This is a genomic window from Aminobacter sp. J41 (genome assembly GCF_000526635.1).
Taxonomy (GTDB): Bacteria; Pseudomonadota; Alphaproteobacteria; order Rhizobiales; family Rhizobiaceae; genus Aerobium.
This window is the reverse complement of the sequence record NZ_JAGL01000021.1, coordinates 46,501-65,342: the sequence shown is the minus strand read 5'-3', so window position 1 is coordinate 65,342 and position 18,842 is coordinate 46,501. Positions and strand designations below refer to the sequence as shown.

Genomic DNA, 18,842 nt, shown 5'->3' with positions numbered 1-18,842 from the left:
CTCAGTTTGTTGACAAACCCTCGACGCACCTTTCCGGAGACCGAGATTCACGGAACGTCTCAGATTCAAAGTGAGAACGGATCGGAATCAACAAGTCTGATTTGAAGGCTCGCGGAACTTTGTCAGCAGTCTGAGCCCGGGTTCCGGGCTCTTTCTTTTTCTGACTAGCGGAGATTGATGTCGCGTGAGGAGGCGCGCAACGAGACGACGAAGCCCGCCAGCACGTCAACGAAGGCGATCGTCATCAGGATGAAGAACAGCGACGACGTCGCGCGTTGCACCAGCAGGAACTCGACCAAGAAGGCGATGAACACGAAGGTCGACAGCAGGTGATCGAGCACCGAGGCGTTCGAGGTACGCGTTGCCTTCACGATCTCGACGAACAGCAAAAGCAGCGCCAGCAGCACCAGCATGTCGGCCAGCGTCATCGACCAGACCCCGCCTGACAGCATGCCGAGCGAAAAGACTTCTGACTTCCAGGGATCCGGAATGTCGCCGAACACGCCGATGAGTCCCAGATTGTAGACAATGAACGGGACGATCATCAGGGGGATTTGAAACAGCATTCGGGTCTCCAGAGTCAAGCTCGGTCAAAGGGCCGCGATCATGCACGCAAAGAAAAAGCCGACGCAAGCGCCGGCCTTCTCCTCAATACGGAATGTCCGCGGAAAGCCTTAGCTTTCCTTCGGCTCCAGAACCTGGCGACCGCGGTACATGCCGGTCTTCAGGTCGATGTGGTGCGGACGGCGAAGCTCGCCCGAATTCTTGTCCTCGACGTAGGTCGGTGCCTTCAGCGCGTCGGCTGAGCGGCGCATGCCGCGCTTCGACGGCGAGGTCTTTCTTTTAGGTACGGCCATGGATCCTGCTCCGGTTTTCGGTCAACATGCCTTAGCCACCCTCGTTGAAGGGCCCGCAGTTCGGCCGATGACCAGGAAAGTCGCGTGCCTATACACCGCTGACGCGCATTTGACCAGACCACGTCGCAAATTTTTGCGATCCGCAGCTATCGGACGCAGTGGTTGTAGCCGCCGGCCTGCCGCGCACGCCGTTCGATGCGCGATGCGAGCCGGTTGAGCGCCGCGGTCGGCTTGCCAGGCGTGCGAGCGATCGGGTTCGGCAGGGTCACTGCCAGCAGTGCTGCCTCGCGCGCCGTCAAATTGCTTGCCGACTTGCCGAAATGGTGCTGCGCGGCTGCTTCCGCGCCATAGATGCCTGGGCCCCATTCGACGATGTTGAGATAGATCTCCATGATCCGCCGCTTCGGCATGATGGCGTCCAGGAAGACCGCATAAGGCAGCTCGATCGCCTTTCGCACATAGGAGCGGCCGTGCCAGAGATAGAGGTTCTTGGCCGTCTGCATGGTGATGGTCGAACCGCCGCGCGACGGCTCGCCCTCCAGGAAATCCTGCAGCACGGCCCTGAACTCGCCGAGATCGATGCCGTGATGCGCGCAGAACTGCCCGTCCTCCGACATCATGACCGAATTGACGAGGCGCGGGCTGATCTCGCTCAGCGGCTTCCACTCGCGGGTGAAGCCGCGCAGTGTCACCAGATCCTTCGCCATCAGTGTCGAGACCGGATGGATGAAAGGCGGCAGGTAGAAGATGGTGAGCGCCACCGGAATTGCACCGATCACGATCAGGATCAGCAGGAGCCGGCGAATCCAGCTGCGCTTGCGGGGCTTTCGCGACCGCTTCATCCCTGACAGCTTGCCGATTCCCGGCTCGCCCGTCCCTTGAGCCACCCTAACTCCTCTTGCATGACTGGCTTCTGGAATACAGACGCATACCCCTCAGCGCAACGCCGCACCGCTTGACCCGGCCGCATTTTAGGGCCATCGCTCCGCGCATGAACGACACGCCCATCCCCGAATTTGAAGTGGCTCTCGCGCGGCACGCCGCCAGCGTCGAGGCTGCGCTCGACCAGCTCCTCGGCCCTCACCTTCTGGACGGCGAGATCAACCGCCCCGAAAATCTGCTGCGCGCCATCCGCCACGGCGTGCTCAATGGCGGCAAGCGGCTGCGCCCCTTTCTGGTCATCGAGAGCGCCGCGCTGTTTTCGGCGGATGGCGAAGCGGCCCTGCGGGTGGCAGCCGCGCTCGAATGCATCCACTGCTATTCCCTGATCCACGACGACCTGCCGGCGATGGATAATGACGACCTGCGCCGCGGCCAGCCGACGGTCCACCGCGCCTTCGACGAGGCGACCGCGATTCTCGCCGGGGACAGCCTGCTGACCTACGCATTCGACATTATCGCCGACGACGCGACCGAGCTTCCGGCTGCGACCCGACTCTCCCTCGTCCAGGGCCTTGCCCGCGCTTCCGGCATGGGTGGCATGGCCGGCGGCCAGGCGCTCGACCTTGCTGCGGAGAAGGTGAAGCTGGATGAGGCGGGGATCGTCACCCTGCAGGCGATGAAGACCGGCGCGCTGATCCGCTACGCCTGCGAAGCCGGCGCTCTCATCGGCCACGCCACCCCGGAGGAGCGCGAGCGGCTTGGGGAGTTCGGCTCTGCGATCGGCCTTGCCTTCCAGCTTGCCGACGACCTTCTCGACGCAACGTCCGACGTCGGCACCCTTGGCAAGGCGGCCGGCAAGGACGCCACCGCGGGCAAGGGCACGCTGGTTTCGCTGCACGGGATCGAGTGGACGAGGAAGCAGCTCAAGGGCCTCGTCGAGCAGGCAAGCGAATTTCTCGCGCCCTTCGGTGAGCGCGCCACGATGCTGCGGCGCGCGGCAGAATTCGTTGCCTATCGCTCGTCGTGACGCCCGCCTTCAAGCAAGCGCCAACATTCCCCTGAATTAACAGCACTTTAAGGGAACTTCGCCATTCTTCCCCGCTGAACTGGGGATTTTTATGGCGGGGTCGATGTCCATCGCTGTCACGCGCTCCTATATGCGCGGCCGTCTGATCTTCATCATGACGGGGTTTTTGCTTGCCGTCAGCATTGGCGCGTTCTTCGTCAACTGGCATTCGTCCAACGCGCGCACCAACATCAAGTTCGCGGCCGTCCTCGTTGCCATGAGCGAGGCAACCAGCGACGTCATCTACCAGGCGCTGGCGCTCGACCAGTTGCGCCTGAAGCAGCAACTGCAGGCCGCCCGCACCGCAGGCGCCTCGGGGCGCACGCTGGAGGACAATCCCGCGGCCGTCGAGGCGCGACGGGAACTCGGTCGCGTTGTCGAGCGCCTCGACAGCCTCTACCGCGCCTTTTCGACCGCCGTGCGCGGCGACGTGCAGACCGAGGAAGGTCGCCGCATCGCGGCGGAGGAGCAGGGTTCGACGCCTACGGAACACGTTTTCGACTCGCCTGATCCGATCCTGAGCGACATTCGCGGGCTGCAGATGTCCCCCGCCTTCCTGCACATTTGGGAGGGCGACGAGACGCGTCCGTCGCTCGAAAAGGACATGCGTGAGGTAATCTCGCTCGCGCGGCGTCTCGACATCTTCACGGACTATTCGTCGCCGGCAGCACAGCGCGTCTTCAGCCAGCTGCAGAAGCTCGCGCGCGATCGCGTCAACATCAACCTCAAGGCGACGATGACCGAGCTGCGCGGCGATATGATCGACAGCTACGACAGCTTACCCCGCATGCTCCTGCTCGTCGCCGGCATCATCCTCTTGATCGCCGTGCTTACATCGAGCTGGGTGTTCGTGCCTATGATGCGCAACATCGCGAAGGCCCAGGAAGAGCTCGAGGCCGCCAACAAGTCGCTCGAGGCCGCGTGGGTGAAGGCGGAGTCCGCCGACCGCGCCAAGTCCGAGTTCCTTGCCAACATGAGCCATGAGATCCGCACGCCGATGAACGGCGTCCTCGGAATGGCGGAGCTCCTGATCCGAACCAATTTGGACACCCGTCAGCGCACCTTTGCCGATGTCATTCTCAAGTCGGGCAGCGCGCTGCTGACGATCATCAACGACATCCTCGACTTCTCGAAGATCGACGCAGGCCAGCTGACGCTCGACCCCGCACCGTTCCGCCTCGCCGAGGCAATTGAGGATGTGGCGACGCTCGTTTCGAGCCAGGTCGCCGAGAAGGATCTCGAACTGATCGTCCGCATCGATCCGGCGCTGCCGGCCTGCGTCGTGGGCGACGTCGGCCGCATCCGCCAGATCGTCACCAATCTCGTCGGCAACGGCGTCAAGTTCACAGAGAAGGGCTACGTCCTCGTCGACGTCAGCGGCGAGGTGAAGAAGGATGTGGCCAGCATCACCATCCGCGTCGAGGATACCGGCATCGGCATTCCCGAAAACATGCAGCAGCGGATCTTCGAGAAGTTCAGTCAGGTCGACTCCTCATCGACCCGCCGCCATGAGGGCACTGGCCTTGGTCTTGCGATAGCCTCGCGTCTCGTCGAGCTGATGGGCGGCAAGATCGGCGTCGAGAGCGAACTCGGCAAGGGGTCGGTGTTCTGGGTCATGCTGCCGCTGCCCGTTCACGAGGACGTCCGTCGCCCGAAACCTGTCCCGGTCGACGTTTCCGGCGCGCGCGTCCTTATCGTCGACGACAACAAGATCAATCGCGACATCCTGCTCGAACAGCTGCGCGGCTGGAACTTCGACTGCGCCGCCGCAGAGGACGGCGACATCGCCCTTGCCTTCCTCGATCGCTGCATCGAGCTTGGTGCGCATGTCGACTGCATCGTTCTCGATTACCAGATGCCGGGCATGAACGGCGTCGAGGTGGCGAAACGCATCGTCGCCAACCCGGCACTCCGCCATATCCCGATCGTGTTGCTGACTTCGGTCGACCAGGCAGCGGGACGTATCACGGCAGAAACCGGCATTACAGCTCACCTGCCGAAGCCTGTCCGCTCGGCGGTGCTGCTGGAAACGCTGGTCCATGTGATGCAGGCGTCACGCCAGACCGACGCGGGCAACACGGAAGTGATCCCGCTGCCCCGTGCCGCAGCGACGGAAGCGCCGGAAGATAAGGTCGCCGATCATCCCGGCCACGTCGACATCCTCGTTGCCGAGGACAACGAGGTGAACCAACTGGTCTTCTCCCAGATCCTCAACGGGCTCGGCCTCAGCTACCGCATCGCGCAGAACGGACGCGAGGCGGTCGAGCTCCACTCGGAGCTCAAACCGAAGCTGATCCTGATGGACGTGTCGATGCCGGAGATGAATGGCCTTGAGGCCACCGCCGCGATCCGCCGCATGGAGCGCAGCCTCGGTATCCACACCCCGATCGTGGGTGTTACCGCCCACGCGCTCAAGGGGGACCGCGAGAAGTGCATCGAGGCCGGCATGGACGGCTACCTGTCCAAGCCGATCTCACCGGACAAGCTCGCTGACAAGCTCGACGCCTGGCTGGATCGTCCTCGCGCGCCGGTGGCGCTCAGCGCCTGACGCGCAGGCCTATTCGGCGGCGCGTTGGCTGCCGATACCAAAGCGGCGCTCGATATAATCGGCGACCATCTTCTGGAAATCCTCGGCGATGTTCGGGCCGCGCAGCGTCGCGGCCTTCTGGCCGTCGATGAACACGGGTGCCGTCGGCGTCTCGCCCGTTCCCGGCAGCGAAATACCGATGTCGGCATGCTTCGACTCGCCCGGGCCGTTGACGATGCAGCCCATCACCGCGACCTTCAGGTCCTCGACGCCCGGATACTTCTTACGCCACTCCGGCATGTTGCGGCGAATGTCTTCCTGGATCGTCGCGGCAAGTTCCTGGAATACGGTCGAGGTGGTGCGGCCGCAGCCGGGGCAAGCGGCAACGATCGGCACGAACTGGCGGAAGCCCATTGTCTGCAGCAGTTCCTGCGCCACCTGCACCTCACGGGTGCGGTCGCCGCCGGGCTCCGGCGTCAGCGAAATGCGGATCGTGTCGCCGATGCCCTGCTGGAGCAGAATGCCCATCGCGGCCGACGAGGCGACGATGCCCTTCGAACCCATACCGGCTTCAGTGAGACCCAGATGCAGCGCGTGGTTCGAGCGCTTGGCCAGCTCGACATAAACCGCGATCAAGTCCTGCACCTGGCTGACCTTGGCCGACAGGATGATCTTATCGCGCGGCAGGCCGATCTCCTCGGCCATCTCGGCCGAGATCAGCGCCGACTGCACGATCGCCTCGCGCATGACTTCCTGCGCGGTCATGGGCGATCCGTTCTTCTGGTTCTCGTCCATCAGCCGCGTCAGCAGCTCCTGGTCGAGCGAGCCCCAGTTGACGCCGATGCGCACCGGCTTGTCGTGGCGGATAGCCGTCTCGACGATCGCGCCGAACTGCTTGTCCTTCTTGTCCTTGAAGCCGACATTGCCCGGGTTGATGCGATACTTCGCCAGCGCCTCGGCGCAGGCCGGATGGTCCGCAAGCAGCTTGTGGCCGATATAGTGAAAGTCGCCGACCAGCGGCACGTTGATGCCGAGCCGGGCCAGACGGTCGCGAATGTGCGGCACCGCGGCAGCCGATTCATCGCGGTCGACGGTGATGCGGACAATTTCGGAACCTGCCCGATGCAGCGCCGCCACCTGGGCAACGGTGGAATCGACGTCGGCAGTATCCGTGTTGGTCATGGATTGGACGACGACCGGTGCGCCACCGCCTACCATCACGTCGCCAACCTTCACGCCAACTGTGATGCGGCGCTCCAGCGGACGGTCGAGGAATTCAAACATCGCGGTCAAACTCGTTTTCGCCTGTCAGCGGCGGAATGGGGATTTGCGGCCTTCTAGCACAAACCGCGCGCGCGCACATGACAAAGTCGCGAGGCAAGTGGTCGCCGCCCGTATCCCTCAACATGAGGATCGTGACCATTTCGCGGTGTCGCCGCTGCGAGAACGCGCATAGGTCGCAATTGCCAGTGTCCGGCGGAAATTCCGTACAAGCTGACAGAAGAACTGACGTTACGGCAACTCCTCCTGACAAACCCTGTCACCAGCCTTCAGGATGAAGGGTTGCGCATCACGCTAGGGCATGTAGCGATTGGCTACGCGGAGCAGCCCTGAAGTCGGCGATGGGATCGTCGTGGCCTGCTCTCGCGCGCATCGTGTTTCAGGAACAAGCCATCCCTCCCGCGAAGGCGAGTCTCGTGGGCGAAACCGTTGTTCTGTTAACAGTTATGAGCCATTACTGCCACCGCATTGATGATCACTTCAGTTTTTCTGACTATTTCGAGGATGATTACTACTGTAAAGGTCACGCGCTCATAAGGTCAGAACCTGAGATCTATTGAACGCGGCCCCCGTGACCTCCATATCACTCGCTCGGCGTGGGGCCTGAACGAGAAGCGTGCGCTGGATATCTCGAATGCCCAGGATAAAGTTTCACAAGGTTGCGGCGATTGCCGTCCTGATCGGTACTGTTGCGTGGGTTGCCACCGGGGAATTCTCCTCGGTCGGCAGCGCGGCCGGTGAGGATCCGGCTGCGGCTGCAAAGAAACCGGCTGAAGAGCAGCAGGTCTCCACGCCGCTGCGCACCGTCGGCGTTCTCAAGCCAATCCGTATCGAGCATTCGCGCGCCATCCGCATGTCCGGCTATACCGACGCCGACCAGCGCGCGGTCCTGGCGGCACGCACGGCTGGTGTTATCGAGGAACTGCCGGTCAAGCTCGGCGATCGCGTCAATCGCGGCGACGTCATCCTGAAGCTCGAGGCTGAGGGCAAGGAAGCCGCGGTCGAGGCCGCGCGCCAGACGCTGAAGCAGCGCGAGACCGAAGCCGAAGCGGCCCAAAAGCTCCACAAGCAGGGCAGCGTCTCCAAGCAGCAGCTCGATACGGCAATGTCCGCACTTGCGCTTGCCCGTTCCGGGCTCGAAGCCGCGGAGGCGGAACTCAACCGCAACATCGTGCGCGCCCCCTTCCCCGGCACGATCGACAAGATCGACGTCGAGCTCGGGACCGCGGTGCAGGTCGGAGCGCCGGTGGCAACGATCCTCAATCTCGATCCGATCCTTGCTCGCGGCGAGGTGTCGGAGCGTGACCTTGGCTTCGTCGAGCCCGGTGACAAGGCCGAAGTGCGCTTGGTCAATGGCATGCAGGTCGAGGGCGAACTGCGGCATGTGAGCCGCGACGCCACGACCACCACACGCACCTTCCGCGTCGAGATCGCGATCCCGAACCCGGACGGCAAGGTTCCGTCGGGCATGACCGCAGAGATTACGCTGCGTGCCGATCCGGTGCCCGCAACGATCCTGCCGCGTTCCGTCGTCACGCTCAGCGCCGACGGCGACCTCGGCATCCGTGCGGTCGACGCCAGCGACAAGGTGGTGTTCTTCCCGATCGACCTCGTCGACGACACCCCTCACGGCCTCGTCCTCGCCGGTATTCCCGACGACGTGCGCATCATCGTGGCGGGGCAGGAGATGATCTCCGAGGGCGACACGGTCAATCCGGTCGACGCCGACCCGGAAACCATCAAGAAGCTGGCCGAAGTAGCGGCTGGCGGCACCCTCTAAGGGGCATGTCATGGATATCGTACGACTTGCGGTCCGGAACGCGCGCCTGACGCTGACCACGCTCGTGTTCCTGATGATCGCGGGCGCGCTTTCCTACATCTCGATCCCGAAGGAAGCAGAGCCCGACGTTCCCATTCCGATCATCTATGTGAGCCTGATCTATCAGGGCATCTCGCCCGAGGACTCGGAGCGGCTCCTGCTGCGCCCGATTGAAACGAAGCTGAAGACGATCAAGGGCGTCAAGGAAATGCGCTCGGCCGCCTATGAAGGCGGGGGCTACGTCCTGCTCGAGTTCGACCCGTCGACGGACCTGAAGACGGCGCTCGACGACACGCGCAACAAGGTCTCCGACGCGCGGCCCGACATCCCGCAAGGCGCGGAAGAGCCAACCGTGCACGAGGTCAACATTTCCGAGTTCCCCGTGCTGGTCGTCACGCTTTCGGGTGACGTGCCTGAGCGCACCCTGACGACCGCGGCACGCGAGCTGCGCGACCGCATCGAGGAAGTACCGGGCGTGCTCGAGGCTGTGCTCAAGGGCGCCCGTGACGATCTCGTCGAGGTCGTCATCGACCCGATGAAGCTTTCGTCCTATGGACTCCAGCTTGACCAGCTCATTCAGGGCGTCGGCGCCTCGAACAGCCTTGTCGCCGCCGGCGCACTCGAAGGCTCTGAAGGCCGTTATTCGGTCAAGGTCCCGGCGCTGATCGAGACGGTCGAAGACGTCGCCACCCTGCCGGTCGTTGCCGGTCCCAACGCCATCGTGCGCGCGCAGGACCTCGCCACCATCCGCTCGACCCACAAGGACGCGGAAACGATCAGCCGCATCGACGGCAAACCTGCGATCGCGATCGAGGTGAAGAAGCGCATCGGCTCGAACCTCGTCGAGACGGTCGATCAGGTGAAGGCGCTTGCCGACGAGTTCCAGAAGAACCTGCCCGAGGGGATGCAGGTCACCTACACGCAGGACAAGTCCACCTTCATCATCCAGCTGCTTGGCGACCTGCAGAACCACGTGCTGATCGCGGTCATCCTCGTCTTCATCGTGATCCTCTATGCGCTGTCGGGAAGGTCCTCGCTCATCATTGGCCTGGCGATCCCGTCATCGTTCCTGATGGGCATCCTGCTGCTGGCACTGATGGGCTTCACGATCAACATGATCGTGCTGTTCAGCCTCATCCTTGCGGTCGGCATGCTGGTCGACGACGCGATCATCGTCGTTGAGTTCGCCGAGCGGCGCATGTCGGAAGGCATGCCGCGCGAGCAGGCGTTCGAGCTTGCCGCCAAGCGCATGGCAGGCCCGGTCGCGGCCGCGACGCTGACGCGTATTGCGGCGTTCTCGCCGCTGCTGTTCTGGCCCGGCATCGTCGGCAGCTTCATGATGTACATGCCGATCACGCTGATCGTGACGCTGGCCGCTTCGATGCTGTACGCGCTGGTCTTCACGCCGACCATTGGCGCGAAGTTCGCTCACGCGCACGTCATTCCAGAGGAAGAGCGCCGCGACGGCGCTTACATGGCGCTCGTCAAGAAGGCGGTCAGCTACCCGAAGACGGTGCTGGTGGGCGCGGTCGCCCTGCTGTTCGGCGTCATGTACACCTATTCGCACTATGGCGCAGGCGTCGAGTTCTTCCCGAACGTCGAGCCGGACTATGGCCTGCTGTACGTCCACGCACGCGGCAACCTTTCGCTCGCGGAAATGGACCAGGCGACCCGCGTTGCGGAGGACCGGCTGCTCGGCTGGCCGGGCATCAAGTCCGTCTACACGACGGTGGGCCAGACGCGCGGCGGCGGGCAGGACGTCCCCGAAGACGTGGTCGGCGTGATCCAGTACGAGTTCGTCGATTGGCGTGAGCGCAAGCCTGCCAACGAGATTCTGGATGACCTGCGCGTTACGATGGCCGGCATTCCCGGCGTCGACGTCGAGGTGCGCGTCCCGGATGCTGGCCCGCCGACCGGCAAGCCGATCCAGCTTCGCATCTCCGCGGCGGATCCGGCCGGCCTTGAGGACAAGGCGCGGCAAGTGGCTGCGCGCATCGGACAGGTCCCCGGCGTGATCGACATTGCCGACGGTCTGCCGCCCCCCGGTGTGGACTGGGCACTGACGGTCGACCGCACGAAGGCCGCGCAGTACGGCATCAGCCCCATCGCGGTCGGCACAGTCGTCCAGCTCGTCACCACGGGCCTCAAACTGACCGACTACCGCCCGGCCGGCGCGGATGACGCGGTCGATATCCGGCTGCGGCTGCCCGAGGACCGGCGCACGCTCTCGACCCTCGACCAGCTGCGCGTCGAGACCCCGCAGGGCTCCGTGCCGATCTCGAACTTCGTCTCGCGTAAGGCGGAGCCGCGCACGGGCGTCCTCAACCGCATCGACGGCCAGCGGACGATCGTGGTTCAGGCGAATGTCGCCAACGGCTTCCAGGTCGCCGCCGTGCAGGCGGAAGTGGCGAAGGCTGTAGGCGAGATGGACCTCGGCAACGCACGCTGGAAGCTCGCCGGTTCGAGCGAAGAAAGCGATGAGGCCAGCGCCTTCCTTTCGCGGGCATTCGGCGCGGCCGTGTTCCTGATCTTCATCGTGCTGCTTGCCCAGTTCAACAAGTTCACCAGCGTGTTCCTGGTGCTGATGACTGTGGTGATGGCGACGATCGGCGTGTTCCTCGGCCTGCTGATCACCGGTCAGGCCTTCGGCATCATCATGTCGGGCATCGGCGTCATCGCACTCGCGGGTGTCGTGGTGAACAACAACATCGTGCTGATCGACACCTACGACCGTCTGCGCCACGAGGGCTGGAGCAAGATGGACGCGGTGCTGCAGACCTGCCGCGAGCGTGCACGCCCCGTCGTGCTGACGGCGGCGGCGGCGATCCTCGGCGTCTTGCCGATCGCGATGGGCCTTGGCCTCGAGCTCTTCCACCATGAGACGACGATCAACGCGCCGTCGACACAGTGGTGGATCTCGCTCTCCTCGGCGATTGTCTTCGGCCTCGCCTTCGCGACGGTCCTGACGCTGATAGTAACCCCGGCGGCGCTGATGGTGTTTACCCGCGAGACGCCACGTGAGGGCGAGGAAAACCGCAGCCTGCTCGGACGCCTGTTCTTCTGGCGGCGCCGCAGCGCCGGCGGCGACAAGGCCTCGAATGACGAACCTGTCGGCGCCACTCCTGCCTACAGCCGGGCGGCGGAGTAATCCGCCGCCAGCGCCGCCCGAAAAACTCGTTCGGGAACAATATCGTGAAGATCACATTGTTGATGCGTGATTGGTCATGAAAGGGCGACGAGATGACCCTCGGTACAATTCTTATCATCATCCTCATCCTGATTTTGCTGGGCGCGGTTCCGGCCTGGCCCTACTCGCGCGGATGGGGATACGGACCCTCCGGCATCCTCGGCGTGGTCCTTGTCATCGTGTTGATACTGGTCCTTATGGGACGGCTATAGCTTTGATTATTGCGTAACGTGATGAGGCTGCCTGCGGGCAGCCTCTTCCGTTTTGGCGGTTACTCTTGCGAGTGCACGAAGTCCGCGCGCTTGACGATGCGGGCCATCGCGCTGACGACGAACAGGAACAGCGACAGGCCGGCGAAGACAACCGGGAAGCCGAGATGCTCGCCGATGAAGCCGATGGCGGACGGCGCCACCAGCATGCCGGAATAGCCCATGGTAGTGACGACGCTCACCGCGGTCGCCGAAGCAACGCCTGCATGGTTTCCCGCGGCCGAGAAGACGATTGGCACAAGGTTAGCAACACCAATGCCTGCGAAGGCAAACGCCGCGATCGCCATGTAGGGATTGGGCGCAAGGCCAGCCATCAAGACGCCGACGCCGGCAATCAGCGCCGAGACGCGCAGCGTCTTCACCGCGCCGAAGCGGTTGCGGATGCCGTCGCCGATAAAGCGCATGATCGCCATCGTTACGGCAAAGCCGCCGAAGGCAAAGCCGGCAAGGCCGATCTCCGCGCCAAGGCTACGCTGGAGATGCAGCGCGCCCCATTCGAGCACCGAGCCCTCCGGGATCATGCAGAACAGCGAGACGATGCCCACCAAGTAAATCAGCGGATCCTTCGGGAAGGAGAACGGCTCGCGCTTGCCTGACGTTGTGCGGATCTCGCCGTCGACGAGCCGTAGCCAGGCGCCGGCGACGAGGACGTAGGCGATCGCGCCGACGATGAGCGCCTGCATGATGTGTCCCGTGTTCTGGATGAGCAGGCCACCGGTGGCGCTTCCGGCAAAGCCGCCGAGGCTCCAGAAGCCGTGCGAAGAGGACATGATTGCCCTGCCCAGCTGGCGCTCGGTCTCCACCGCATGCGTGTTCATCGCGACGTCCATGCCGCCGACGATCGCCCCGAGCGCAAAGATCGCCGGGATGACGAGAACGAGATTGGGCGCCAGTGCCACGGCTGGCAGCACCAACCCCAGCAGCGCCGCAAACCCGCGCAGGACCGCGCGCGAACCATGGCGGCCCATCAGCCAGCCGCAGGTCGGCATCGCCACCAGCGCGCCAATGCCGAAGATCAGGATCAGCAGGCCGACCACCGTCTCGGCAATGTCAAAGCGTGACAGGAGAACCGGCACCTGCGGCGCCCAGCTGCCAGTGACAAAACCGTTCGCGAAAAACATCGCTGCAACCGCCCAGCGACCGAGGCGCGCTGCTTGTCTTTGATCCTGCATTGTTCAGTGAAATCCCTGCGTGACGCGCGGAACCTAAAGCGTTCGCGGGGCCGGTCAATGGGCCACAGGGGCCAATTTCCGGGGGAGCCGGATCAACTGCCACAAAGGCGACCAAACGAGGCCACATTCAGATTCCATGGATTCCGCGTCCAGAGTTTTGCGCAGCGCGGCTGATCGCTTCGCAAGGAGTAGCCCAGTGGAAAAGTTACCTTGGCGCAAACGCCAGCAGCCCGAACCTTTCCTCGCCCCACTCACATCCGAGGGCCGGCCCCGTAAGAGAACCCAGATTTTCATCGATGACTTGCCACCTGCCGCGGCCCCGCTCGCGGTGACGGTCTTTGGCGCCGTCGCCCTGTTCTTCCTGTTTGGAGCCCTGTCGGACGGCAGCGACGTTGCCGGGGAAGCCGCCGCACCCGAAGCAAGCGTCGAGGCGTCGCCCGCGACGGCAACCATCCTTCCTGATGCGCCCGCCGCTGCTCCGGCAGAACCCGTAAAGGCCACGGAGCCGGCAAAGGTTTCGCCGCCGGTCGAGACCGCCGCGCGGCTGATCCAGTCCGCCAAGCCGCTGCAACTCGCCGATCCGGCCCAGACCAACTCCATCCTTCAGGCGATGCCGCACGAAAGCACATTCGTGCCGCCGGTGCCGGTCGCCGAGACGGAGGACGACATCGAGCGGCTGGAGGAGATGCAGTTGCAGCAGAATGAAGGCACGCGTGAACAGCGCCAGCCGTCAGGGAACGCTCCGGCGGAGGCGGATCCGCTGCGCACAGCTGTCGCCTCGGCGTCGGTCAATATGCGTGCAGGCCCAAGCGACGAAGCCGAGGTTCTCGCCATCGTCCCGGCCAACGCCGAGATCAAGGCGGAGCCCGACTGCAAGAGCTGGTGCGCCGTCAGCTACGAGGGCAAGACCGGCTACATCTATAAGAACTTCGTCGACTATCGCTGATCGTCAGGCATAGACGATCAGCAGGTCCTTGGCGTCGATCTGCTCGCCGGTCCTGACCAGCACTTCGGCGATCTCGCCATCGCGCTCGGCGTGCAGCGCCGTTTCCATTTTCATCGCTTCGATGGACAGCAACACGTCGCCTGCCTTGACGCTCTGGCCCTGAGCCACCGCAACGGTCGAGATGACGCCCGGCATCGGCGCACCGACATGCGCGGCATTGCCGGGTTCCGCCTTGCGGCGAACCTTGGCGGCGCTCGCACCGGCGTTGCGGTTTGGCACCTTGACGCGGCGGGGCTGGCCGTTGAGTTCGAAGAACACCGTCACCATGCCCTGATCATCGGTCTCGCCGATGGCGAGGCAGCGGATGACCAGCGTCTTGCCGCGCTCGAGGTCGACGAAGATCTCTTCCTCCGGTGCCATGCCGTAGAAGTAGGACGGCGTCGGCAGCACGCTCACCGGGCCGTACTCGGCCTGCGCGGCGGCAAAGTCGGTGAACACCTTCGGGTACATCAGGAACGAGGCAAACTCGGCATCGCTCAATTCGCGCTCGAGCTTTTCCTCGATCTGCTTGCGCTCGGCCTCAAGGTCGGCATCGGCGAGCAGCGAGCCCGGACGCACCGTGATCGGCTGCGCACCCTTCAGCGCCTTCTTCTGCAGCGCTTCCGGCCAGCCGCCCGGCGACTGGCCGAGGTCACCGCGCAGCATCGACACGACCGAATCCGGAAAGGCAATGTCGCGAGCGGGATTCAGTACGTCCTCGACGGTCAGCTCCTGCGAGACCATCATCAGCGCCATGTCGCCGACCACCTTCGACGACGGCGTCACCTTGACGATGTCGCCGAACATCAGGTTGGCGTCGTGATAGGCGCGCGCCACCTCGTGCCAGCGCGTCTCGAGGCCGAGCGAACGCGCCTGCTCCTTGAGGTTGGTGAACTGGCCACCCGGCATCTCGTGCAGATAGACTTCAGAGGCCGGCCCCTTCAGGTCGCTTTCGAAGGCGGCGTACTGGTTGCGCACCGCTTCCCAGTAGAACGAGATGCGGCGGATCCACTCGGTGTCGAGGCCAGTGTCGCGCGGATCGCCCTTCAGGGCCTCGACGATCGAGCCAAGGCAGGGCTGCGAGGTACCGCCCGAGAATGCGTCCATCGCCGCATCGACCGCATCGACACCTGCCTCCACAGCGGCCAGCACGGTGGCGGCCGCAATGCCGGAGGTGTCATGCGTGTGGAAGTGGATCGGAAGATCCGTCGCCTCGCGCAGTGCCCTGAACAGCACCTTCGCGGCCGCAGGCTTCAGCAAGCCCGCCATGTCCTTCACCGCGATGATGTGCGCGCCGGCGGCCTCGAGCTCCTTCGTCAGATTGACGTAGTAGTTGAGGTCGTACTTGGCACGGTTCGGATCGAGGATGTCGCCGGTGTAGCAGATCGCCGCTTCGCAGAGCTTGCCTTCCTCGATCACCGCGTCCATCGCGACGCGCATGTTCTCGACCCAGTTGAGGCAGTCGAACACGCGGAAAAGGTCGACGCCGCCCTGTGCCGCCTGCCTGACGAAGTAGCGGACGACATTATCCGGATAGTTGGTGTAGCCGACTCCGTTCGCGCCGCGCAGCAGCATCTGCAGGAGAAGGTTTGGCGCTGCCTCGCGGACGTTCGACAGGCGCTCCCACGGATCTTCCGTGAGGAAGCGCATCGACACGTCGAAGGTGGCACCACCCCAGCATTCGAGCGAGAGTAACTGCGGCAGCGCACGGGCATAGACCCCAGCGATCCCGGCGATGTCGAACGTGCGCATGCGCGTCGCCAGCAGCGACTGATGGCCGTCGCGCATCGTCGTGTCGGTGACGAGAACACGCTCTTCGTTGCGCATCCACTCGGCGAACTTCTTCGGGCCCAGCTGGTCGAGCAGCTGCTTGGTACCCTCCGGCACCGGCGCTTCGATGTAAGGTACGCGCGGCCGCGCGGCATCCCTGTTCGGCTTCAGACGGCCCCTCGTCTCGGGATGGCCATTGACGGTGACATCCGCGAGATAGGTCAGCAGCTTGGTCGCGCGGTCTTGCCGCTTGACCTGGCTGAACAGCTCTGGAGTCTCGTCGATGAACCGCGTCGTGTAGGAATTGTCGCGGAACTTCGGGTGGCCGATGATTGCCTCGAGGAAGGTGAGGTTCGTCGCGACGCCGCGAATGCGGAACTCGCGCAGCGCACGGTCCATGCGCGCGATCGCTTCATCCGGCGTGCCGCCCGATGCCGTCACCTTGACCAGCAGCGGGTCGTAGTAGCGGGTGATGATCGCACCGGTATAGGCGGTGCCGCCATCGAGGCGGATGCCGAAGCCTGCCGCCGAACGATAGGCTGTGATGCGGCCATAGTCCGGGATAAAATTCTGCTCCGGGTCCTCAGTGGTGATGCGGCACTGCAGGGCGTGGCCATGCAGACCAATCTCCTCCTGGGCCGGCACGCCGGATTCCGGCGTCCCGATCGCCTCGCCTTCGAGAATGCGGATCTGCGCCTTGACGATGTCGATGCCCGTCACCTCCTCGGTGACGGTGTGCTCGACCTGGATGCGCGGGTTGACCTCGATGAAGTAGAACTTGCCGGTATCGGCATCCATCAGGAATTCGACGGTGCCGGCGCCGACATAGTTGGTGGCCTGGGCGATCTTCAGCGCGTAGCCGCACAGCTCCTGCCGCTGCGCATCGTTGAGATACGGCGCTGGCGCGCGCTCGACGACCTTCTGGTTGCGGCGCTGGATCGAGCAATCACGCTCAAACAGGTGCACGGCATTGCCGTGCGTGTCCCCCAGCACCTGCACCTCAACGTGGCGCGCGCGCTCGACCAGCTTCTCGAGATAGACCTCGTCCTTGCCGAATGCGGCCTTGGCCTCACGCTTGGCTTCCATCACCTCGCGGGCAAGGTCGGCTTCGGAGCGGATCGCGCGCATGCCGCGCCCGCCACCGCCCCACGACGCCTTCAGCATCAGCGGATAGCCGATCTCGGCGGCAAGCTTCGCGACCTCGTCCATGTCGTCGGGCAGCGGGTAGGTTGCCGGAACCACCGGCACGCCAATCTCGATCGCGAGGTTGCGCGCGGCCACCTTGTTGCCCAGCCGCCGCATCGTCTCTGGCTTCGGACCAATGAAAACAATGCCGGCCTCGGCGCAGGCGTCGGCGAATTCGGGGCTTTCGGACAAGAGGCCGTAGCCAGGATGGATGGCGTCCGCACCGGAAAGCTTGGCGACGCGGATCACCTCGTCGATCGACAGGTAGCTCTCGATCGGGCCGAGATCCTTCTTCAGATGCGGGCCGCGGCCGATCGGATAGCTCTCGTCTGCCTTGAACCGGTGGAGCGCATATTTGTCTTCTTCGGCCCAGATGGCGACCGTCTTGATGCCCAGCTCATTGGCTGCGCGGAAGACGCGGATGGCAATCTCGGAACGATTGGCAACAAGCAGCTTGCGGATCTTCAAGAACTTCACTCCGGCAAAGTCGACCGGCCGAGATTAGTCCGAAAATGCTGCATCGCAATAGTTGTTGCGCAGGTGCCAAATAAAATGCCCGGCCGCATGGGCCGGGCATCATTTCTGCCTATGAGAGCAGAATTATTCGCTTACGTAGTCGTACTTGCCGCCCTTCCACTCGTAGAAGACGTAGCCCGGCAGGCGGCTGTCGCCCTTGTCGTCGAAGGAGGAGTCGCCCAGCACGGTCTTGAAGGTCTCGGAATGGAGCTTCTCGACCACCGGCTCGAAGTCGATCGAACCAGCCTTCTCGGCTGCCTGCGCCCATGCCTGAACGGCAGCGTAGGTGTAGAGGACGTAGCCTTCCGGCTCAATGCCCTTGGCGCGGAACTGCTCGACGATGTCCGTCGCATCCGGGTTCTTGCGCGGATCCGGCGAGAAAGTCATCAGCGTGCCTTCGCCCGCGTCGCCGGTGATTGCCCAGTATTCGTCGGTCACGAGCGCGTCACCCGAGACGAGGATGGTGTCCATGCCCTGCTCGCGCATCTGGCGCAGGATCAGGCCGGCCTCGGTGTGGTAACCGCCGACATAGAGAACGCCGACGCCTTCCGACTTCAGCTTAGAGACCAGCGCGGTGTAGTCCTTTTCACCGGCGGTGTAGGCTTCGTAGAGGGCCGGCTTGCCGCCGTTGGCCTCGTAGACAGCCTTGGTCGCGTCAGCGAGACCCTGACCGTACGCGGTCTTGTCGTGGATGAAGGCGACCTTCTTGTCGGGGAACTTGTCGAGCAGGTACTTGCCCGCCACTTCACCCTGCTGGTCGTCGCGGCCGCACATGCGGAAGATGCCGTCGCCCGGACGCTCATCGGTGAAGGTCGGGTTGGTCGATCCCGGCGAGATCTGGATGATGCCTTCCTCGGCATAAACCTGCGATGCCGGAATGGACGAGCCGGAGCAGAAGTGACCAGCCATGAAGACCACGCCGTTACCGGCCATCTGGTTGGCGACGTTCACCGCCTGGCGCGGGTCGCAGGCATCATCGCCGATCTCCAGGACCAGCTTCTCGCCGAGCACACCGCCAGCGGCGTTGATGTGCTCGACCGCCAGTTCAGCACCGGCCTTCATCTGGGCACCGAAGGTCGCATACTGACCGGTCATCGGACCAGCCGTGCCGATCTTGATATCTGCCCATGCGGAGCCGGACATCAGAAGGCCCAGCGCTGCACCTGCAAGAAGAAGTTTCTTCATGACTACTCCCTTTAAACACCCTGATGTTCCCGTAGCGGTTCCGGACGGTGTTGCTGTTCCGGTTGCCGCAAAGCGCGGGTTTCACCCCGCTTGATCGGCATCAAATCTCAATTCTGTCCCTTAGGGAAGAAGTTTTAGCCG

General features: G+C 63.8%; 13 protein-coding genes. 6 read left to right on the top strand and 7 right to left on the bottom strand.

Annotation, left to right across the window (positions count from 1 at the left end):
- Positions 1–164: 164 nt before the first annotated feature.
- From L630_RS0114530 to mtgA, 3 genes are all read right to left on the bottom strand, one after another.
- Positions 165–566 (bottom strand): hypothetical protein, encoded by a 402-nt coding sequence (locus L630_RS0114530; protein ID WP_024848973.1) that lies wholly within the window; start codon positions 564–566, stop codon positions 165–167.
- 108 nt (positions 567–674) lie between these two features.
- Complete coding sequence (gene rpmF, locus L630_RS0114525; RefSeq protein WP_024848972.1) at positions 675–857, bottom strand: 50S ribosomal protein L32; 183 nt, start codon at positions 855–857, stop codon at positions 675–677.
- Between the two features lie 146 nt (positions 858–1,003).
- The gene (mtgA, locus tag L630_RS0114520) at positions 1,004–1,699 is read right to left on the bottom strand and encodes a monofunctional biosynthetic peptidoglycan transglycosylase (RefSeq protein ID WP_024848971.1); all 696 of its coding nucleotides are present in this window, start codon (positions 1,697–1,699) and stop codon (positions 1,004–1,006) included.
- Positions 1,700–1,848: 149 nt separating this feature from the next.
- On the opposite strand from mtgA, the gene L630_RS0114515 reads away from it, so the two are divergent.
- Complete coding sequence (locus L630_RS0114515) at positions 1,849–2,766, top strand: polyprenyl synthetase family protein (RefSeq protein WP_024848970.1); 918 nt, start codon at positions 1,849–1,851, stop codon at positions 2,764–2,766.
- Between the two features lie 103 nt (positions 2,767–2,869).
- The gene (locus L630_RS0114510) at positions 2,870–5,353 is read left to right on the top strand and encodes a response regulator (RefSeq protein ID WP_024848969.1); all 2,484 of its coding nucleotides are present in this window, start codon (positions 2,870–2,872) and stop codon (positions 5,351–5,353) included.
- A gap of 9 nt (positions 5,354–5,362) precedes the next feature.
- On the opposite strand, the gene ispG is transcribed toward L630_RS0114510, so the two are convergent.
- On the bottom strand, positions 5,363–6,616 hold the full coding sequence (gene ispG, locus L630_RS0114505; protein WP_024848968.1) for a flavodoxin-dependent (E)-4-hydroxy-3-methylbut-2-enyl-diphosphate synthase: 1,254 nt from the start codon (positions 6,614–6,616) through the stop codon (positions 5,363–5,365).
- A 631-nt stretch (positions 6,617–7,247) separates the two neighbouring features.
- On the opposite strand from ispG, the gene L630_RS0114495 reads away from it, so the two are divergent.
- The 3 genes from L630_RS0114495 (at position 7,248) to L630_RS22505 (ending at position 11,831) form a co-directional block, all read left to right on the top strand.
- Entirely contained in the window at positions 7,248–8,393 is a 1,146-nt protein-coding gene (locus L630_RS0114495; RefSeq protein ID WP_024848966.1) for an efflux RND transporter periplasmic adaptor subunit, read from the top strand.
- 10 nt (positions 8,394–8,403) lie between these two features.
- Complete coding sequence (locus L630_RS0114490) at positions 8,404–11,580, top strand: efflux RND transporter permease subunit (RefSeq protein ID WP_024848965.1); 3,177 nt, start codon at positions 8,404–8,406, stop codon at positions 11,578–11,580.
- A gap of 92 nt (positions 11,581–11,672) precedes the next feature.
- The gene (locus L630_RS22505; RefSeq protein WP_034330441.1) at positions 11,673–11,831 is read left to right on the top strand and encodes a DUF3309 family protein; all 159 of its coding nucleotides are present in this window, start codon (positions 11,673–11,675) and stop codon (positions 11,829–11,831) included.
- 59 nt (positions 11,832–11,890) lie between these two features.
- On the opposite strand, the gene L630_RS0114480 is transcribed toward L630_RS22505, so the two are convergent.
- A complete protein-coding gene (locus tag L630_RS0114480) occupies positions 11,891–13,009 on the bottom strand; it encodes an MFS transporter (protein ID WP_245263748.1) in 1,119 nt (372 codons plus the stop codon).
- A gap of 352 nt (positions 13,010–13,361) precedes the next feature.
- Between L630_RS0114480 and L630_RS0114475 the strand changes: the two genes are divergently transcribed.
- Positions 13,362–14,006, top strand: coding sequence for an SH3 domain-containing protein (locus L630_RS0114475; RefSeq protein ID WP_024848963.1), 645 nt, complete (start codon positions 13,362–13,364; stop codon positions 14,004–14,006).
- A 3-nt stretch (positions 14,007–14,009) separates the two neighbouring features.
- Here the strand turns inward: L630_RS0114475 and pyc are convergent, their stop codons facing one another.
- Positions 14,010–17,468, bottom strand: a complete 3,459-nt coding sequence (pyc, locus tag L630_RS0114470) for a pyruvate carboxylase (protein ID WP_024848962.1) — start codon at positions 17,466–17,468, stop codon at positions 14,010–14,012.
- A gap of 132 nt (positions 17,469–17,600) precedes the next feature.
- Positions 17,601–18,701, bottom strand: coding sequence for a branched-chain amino acid ABC transporter substrate-binding protein (locus tag L630_RS0114465; protein ID WP_024848961.1), 1,101 nt, complete (start codon positions 18,699–18,701; stop codon positions 17,601–17,603).
- Positions 18,702–18,842: the final 141 nt, after the last annotated feature.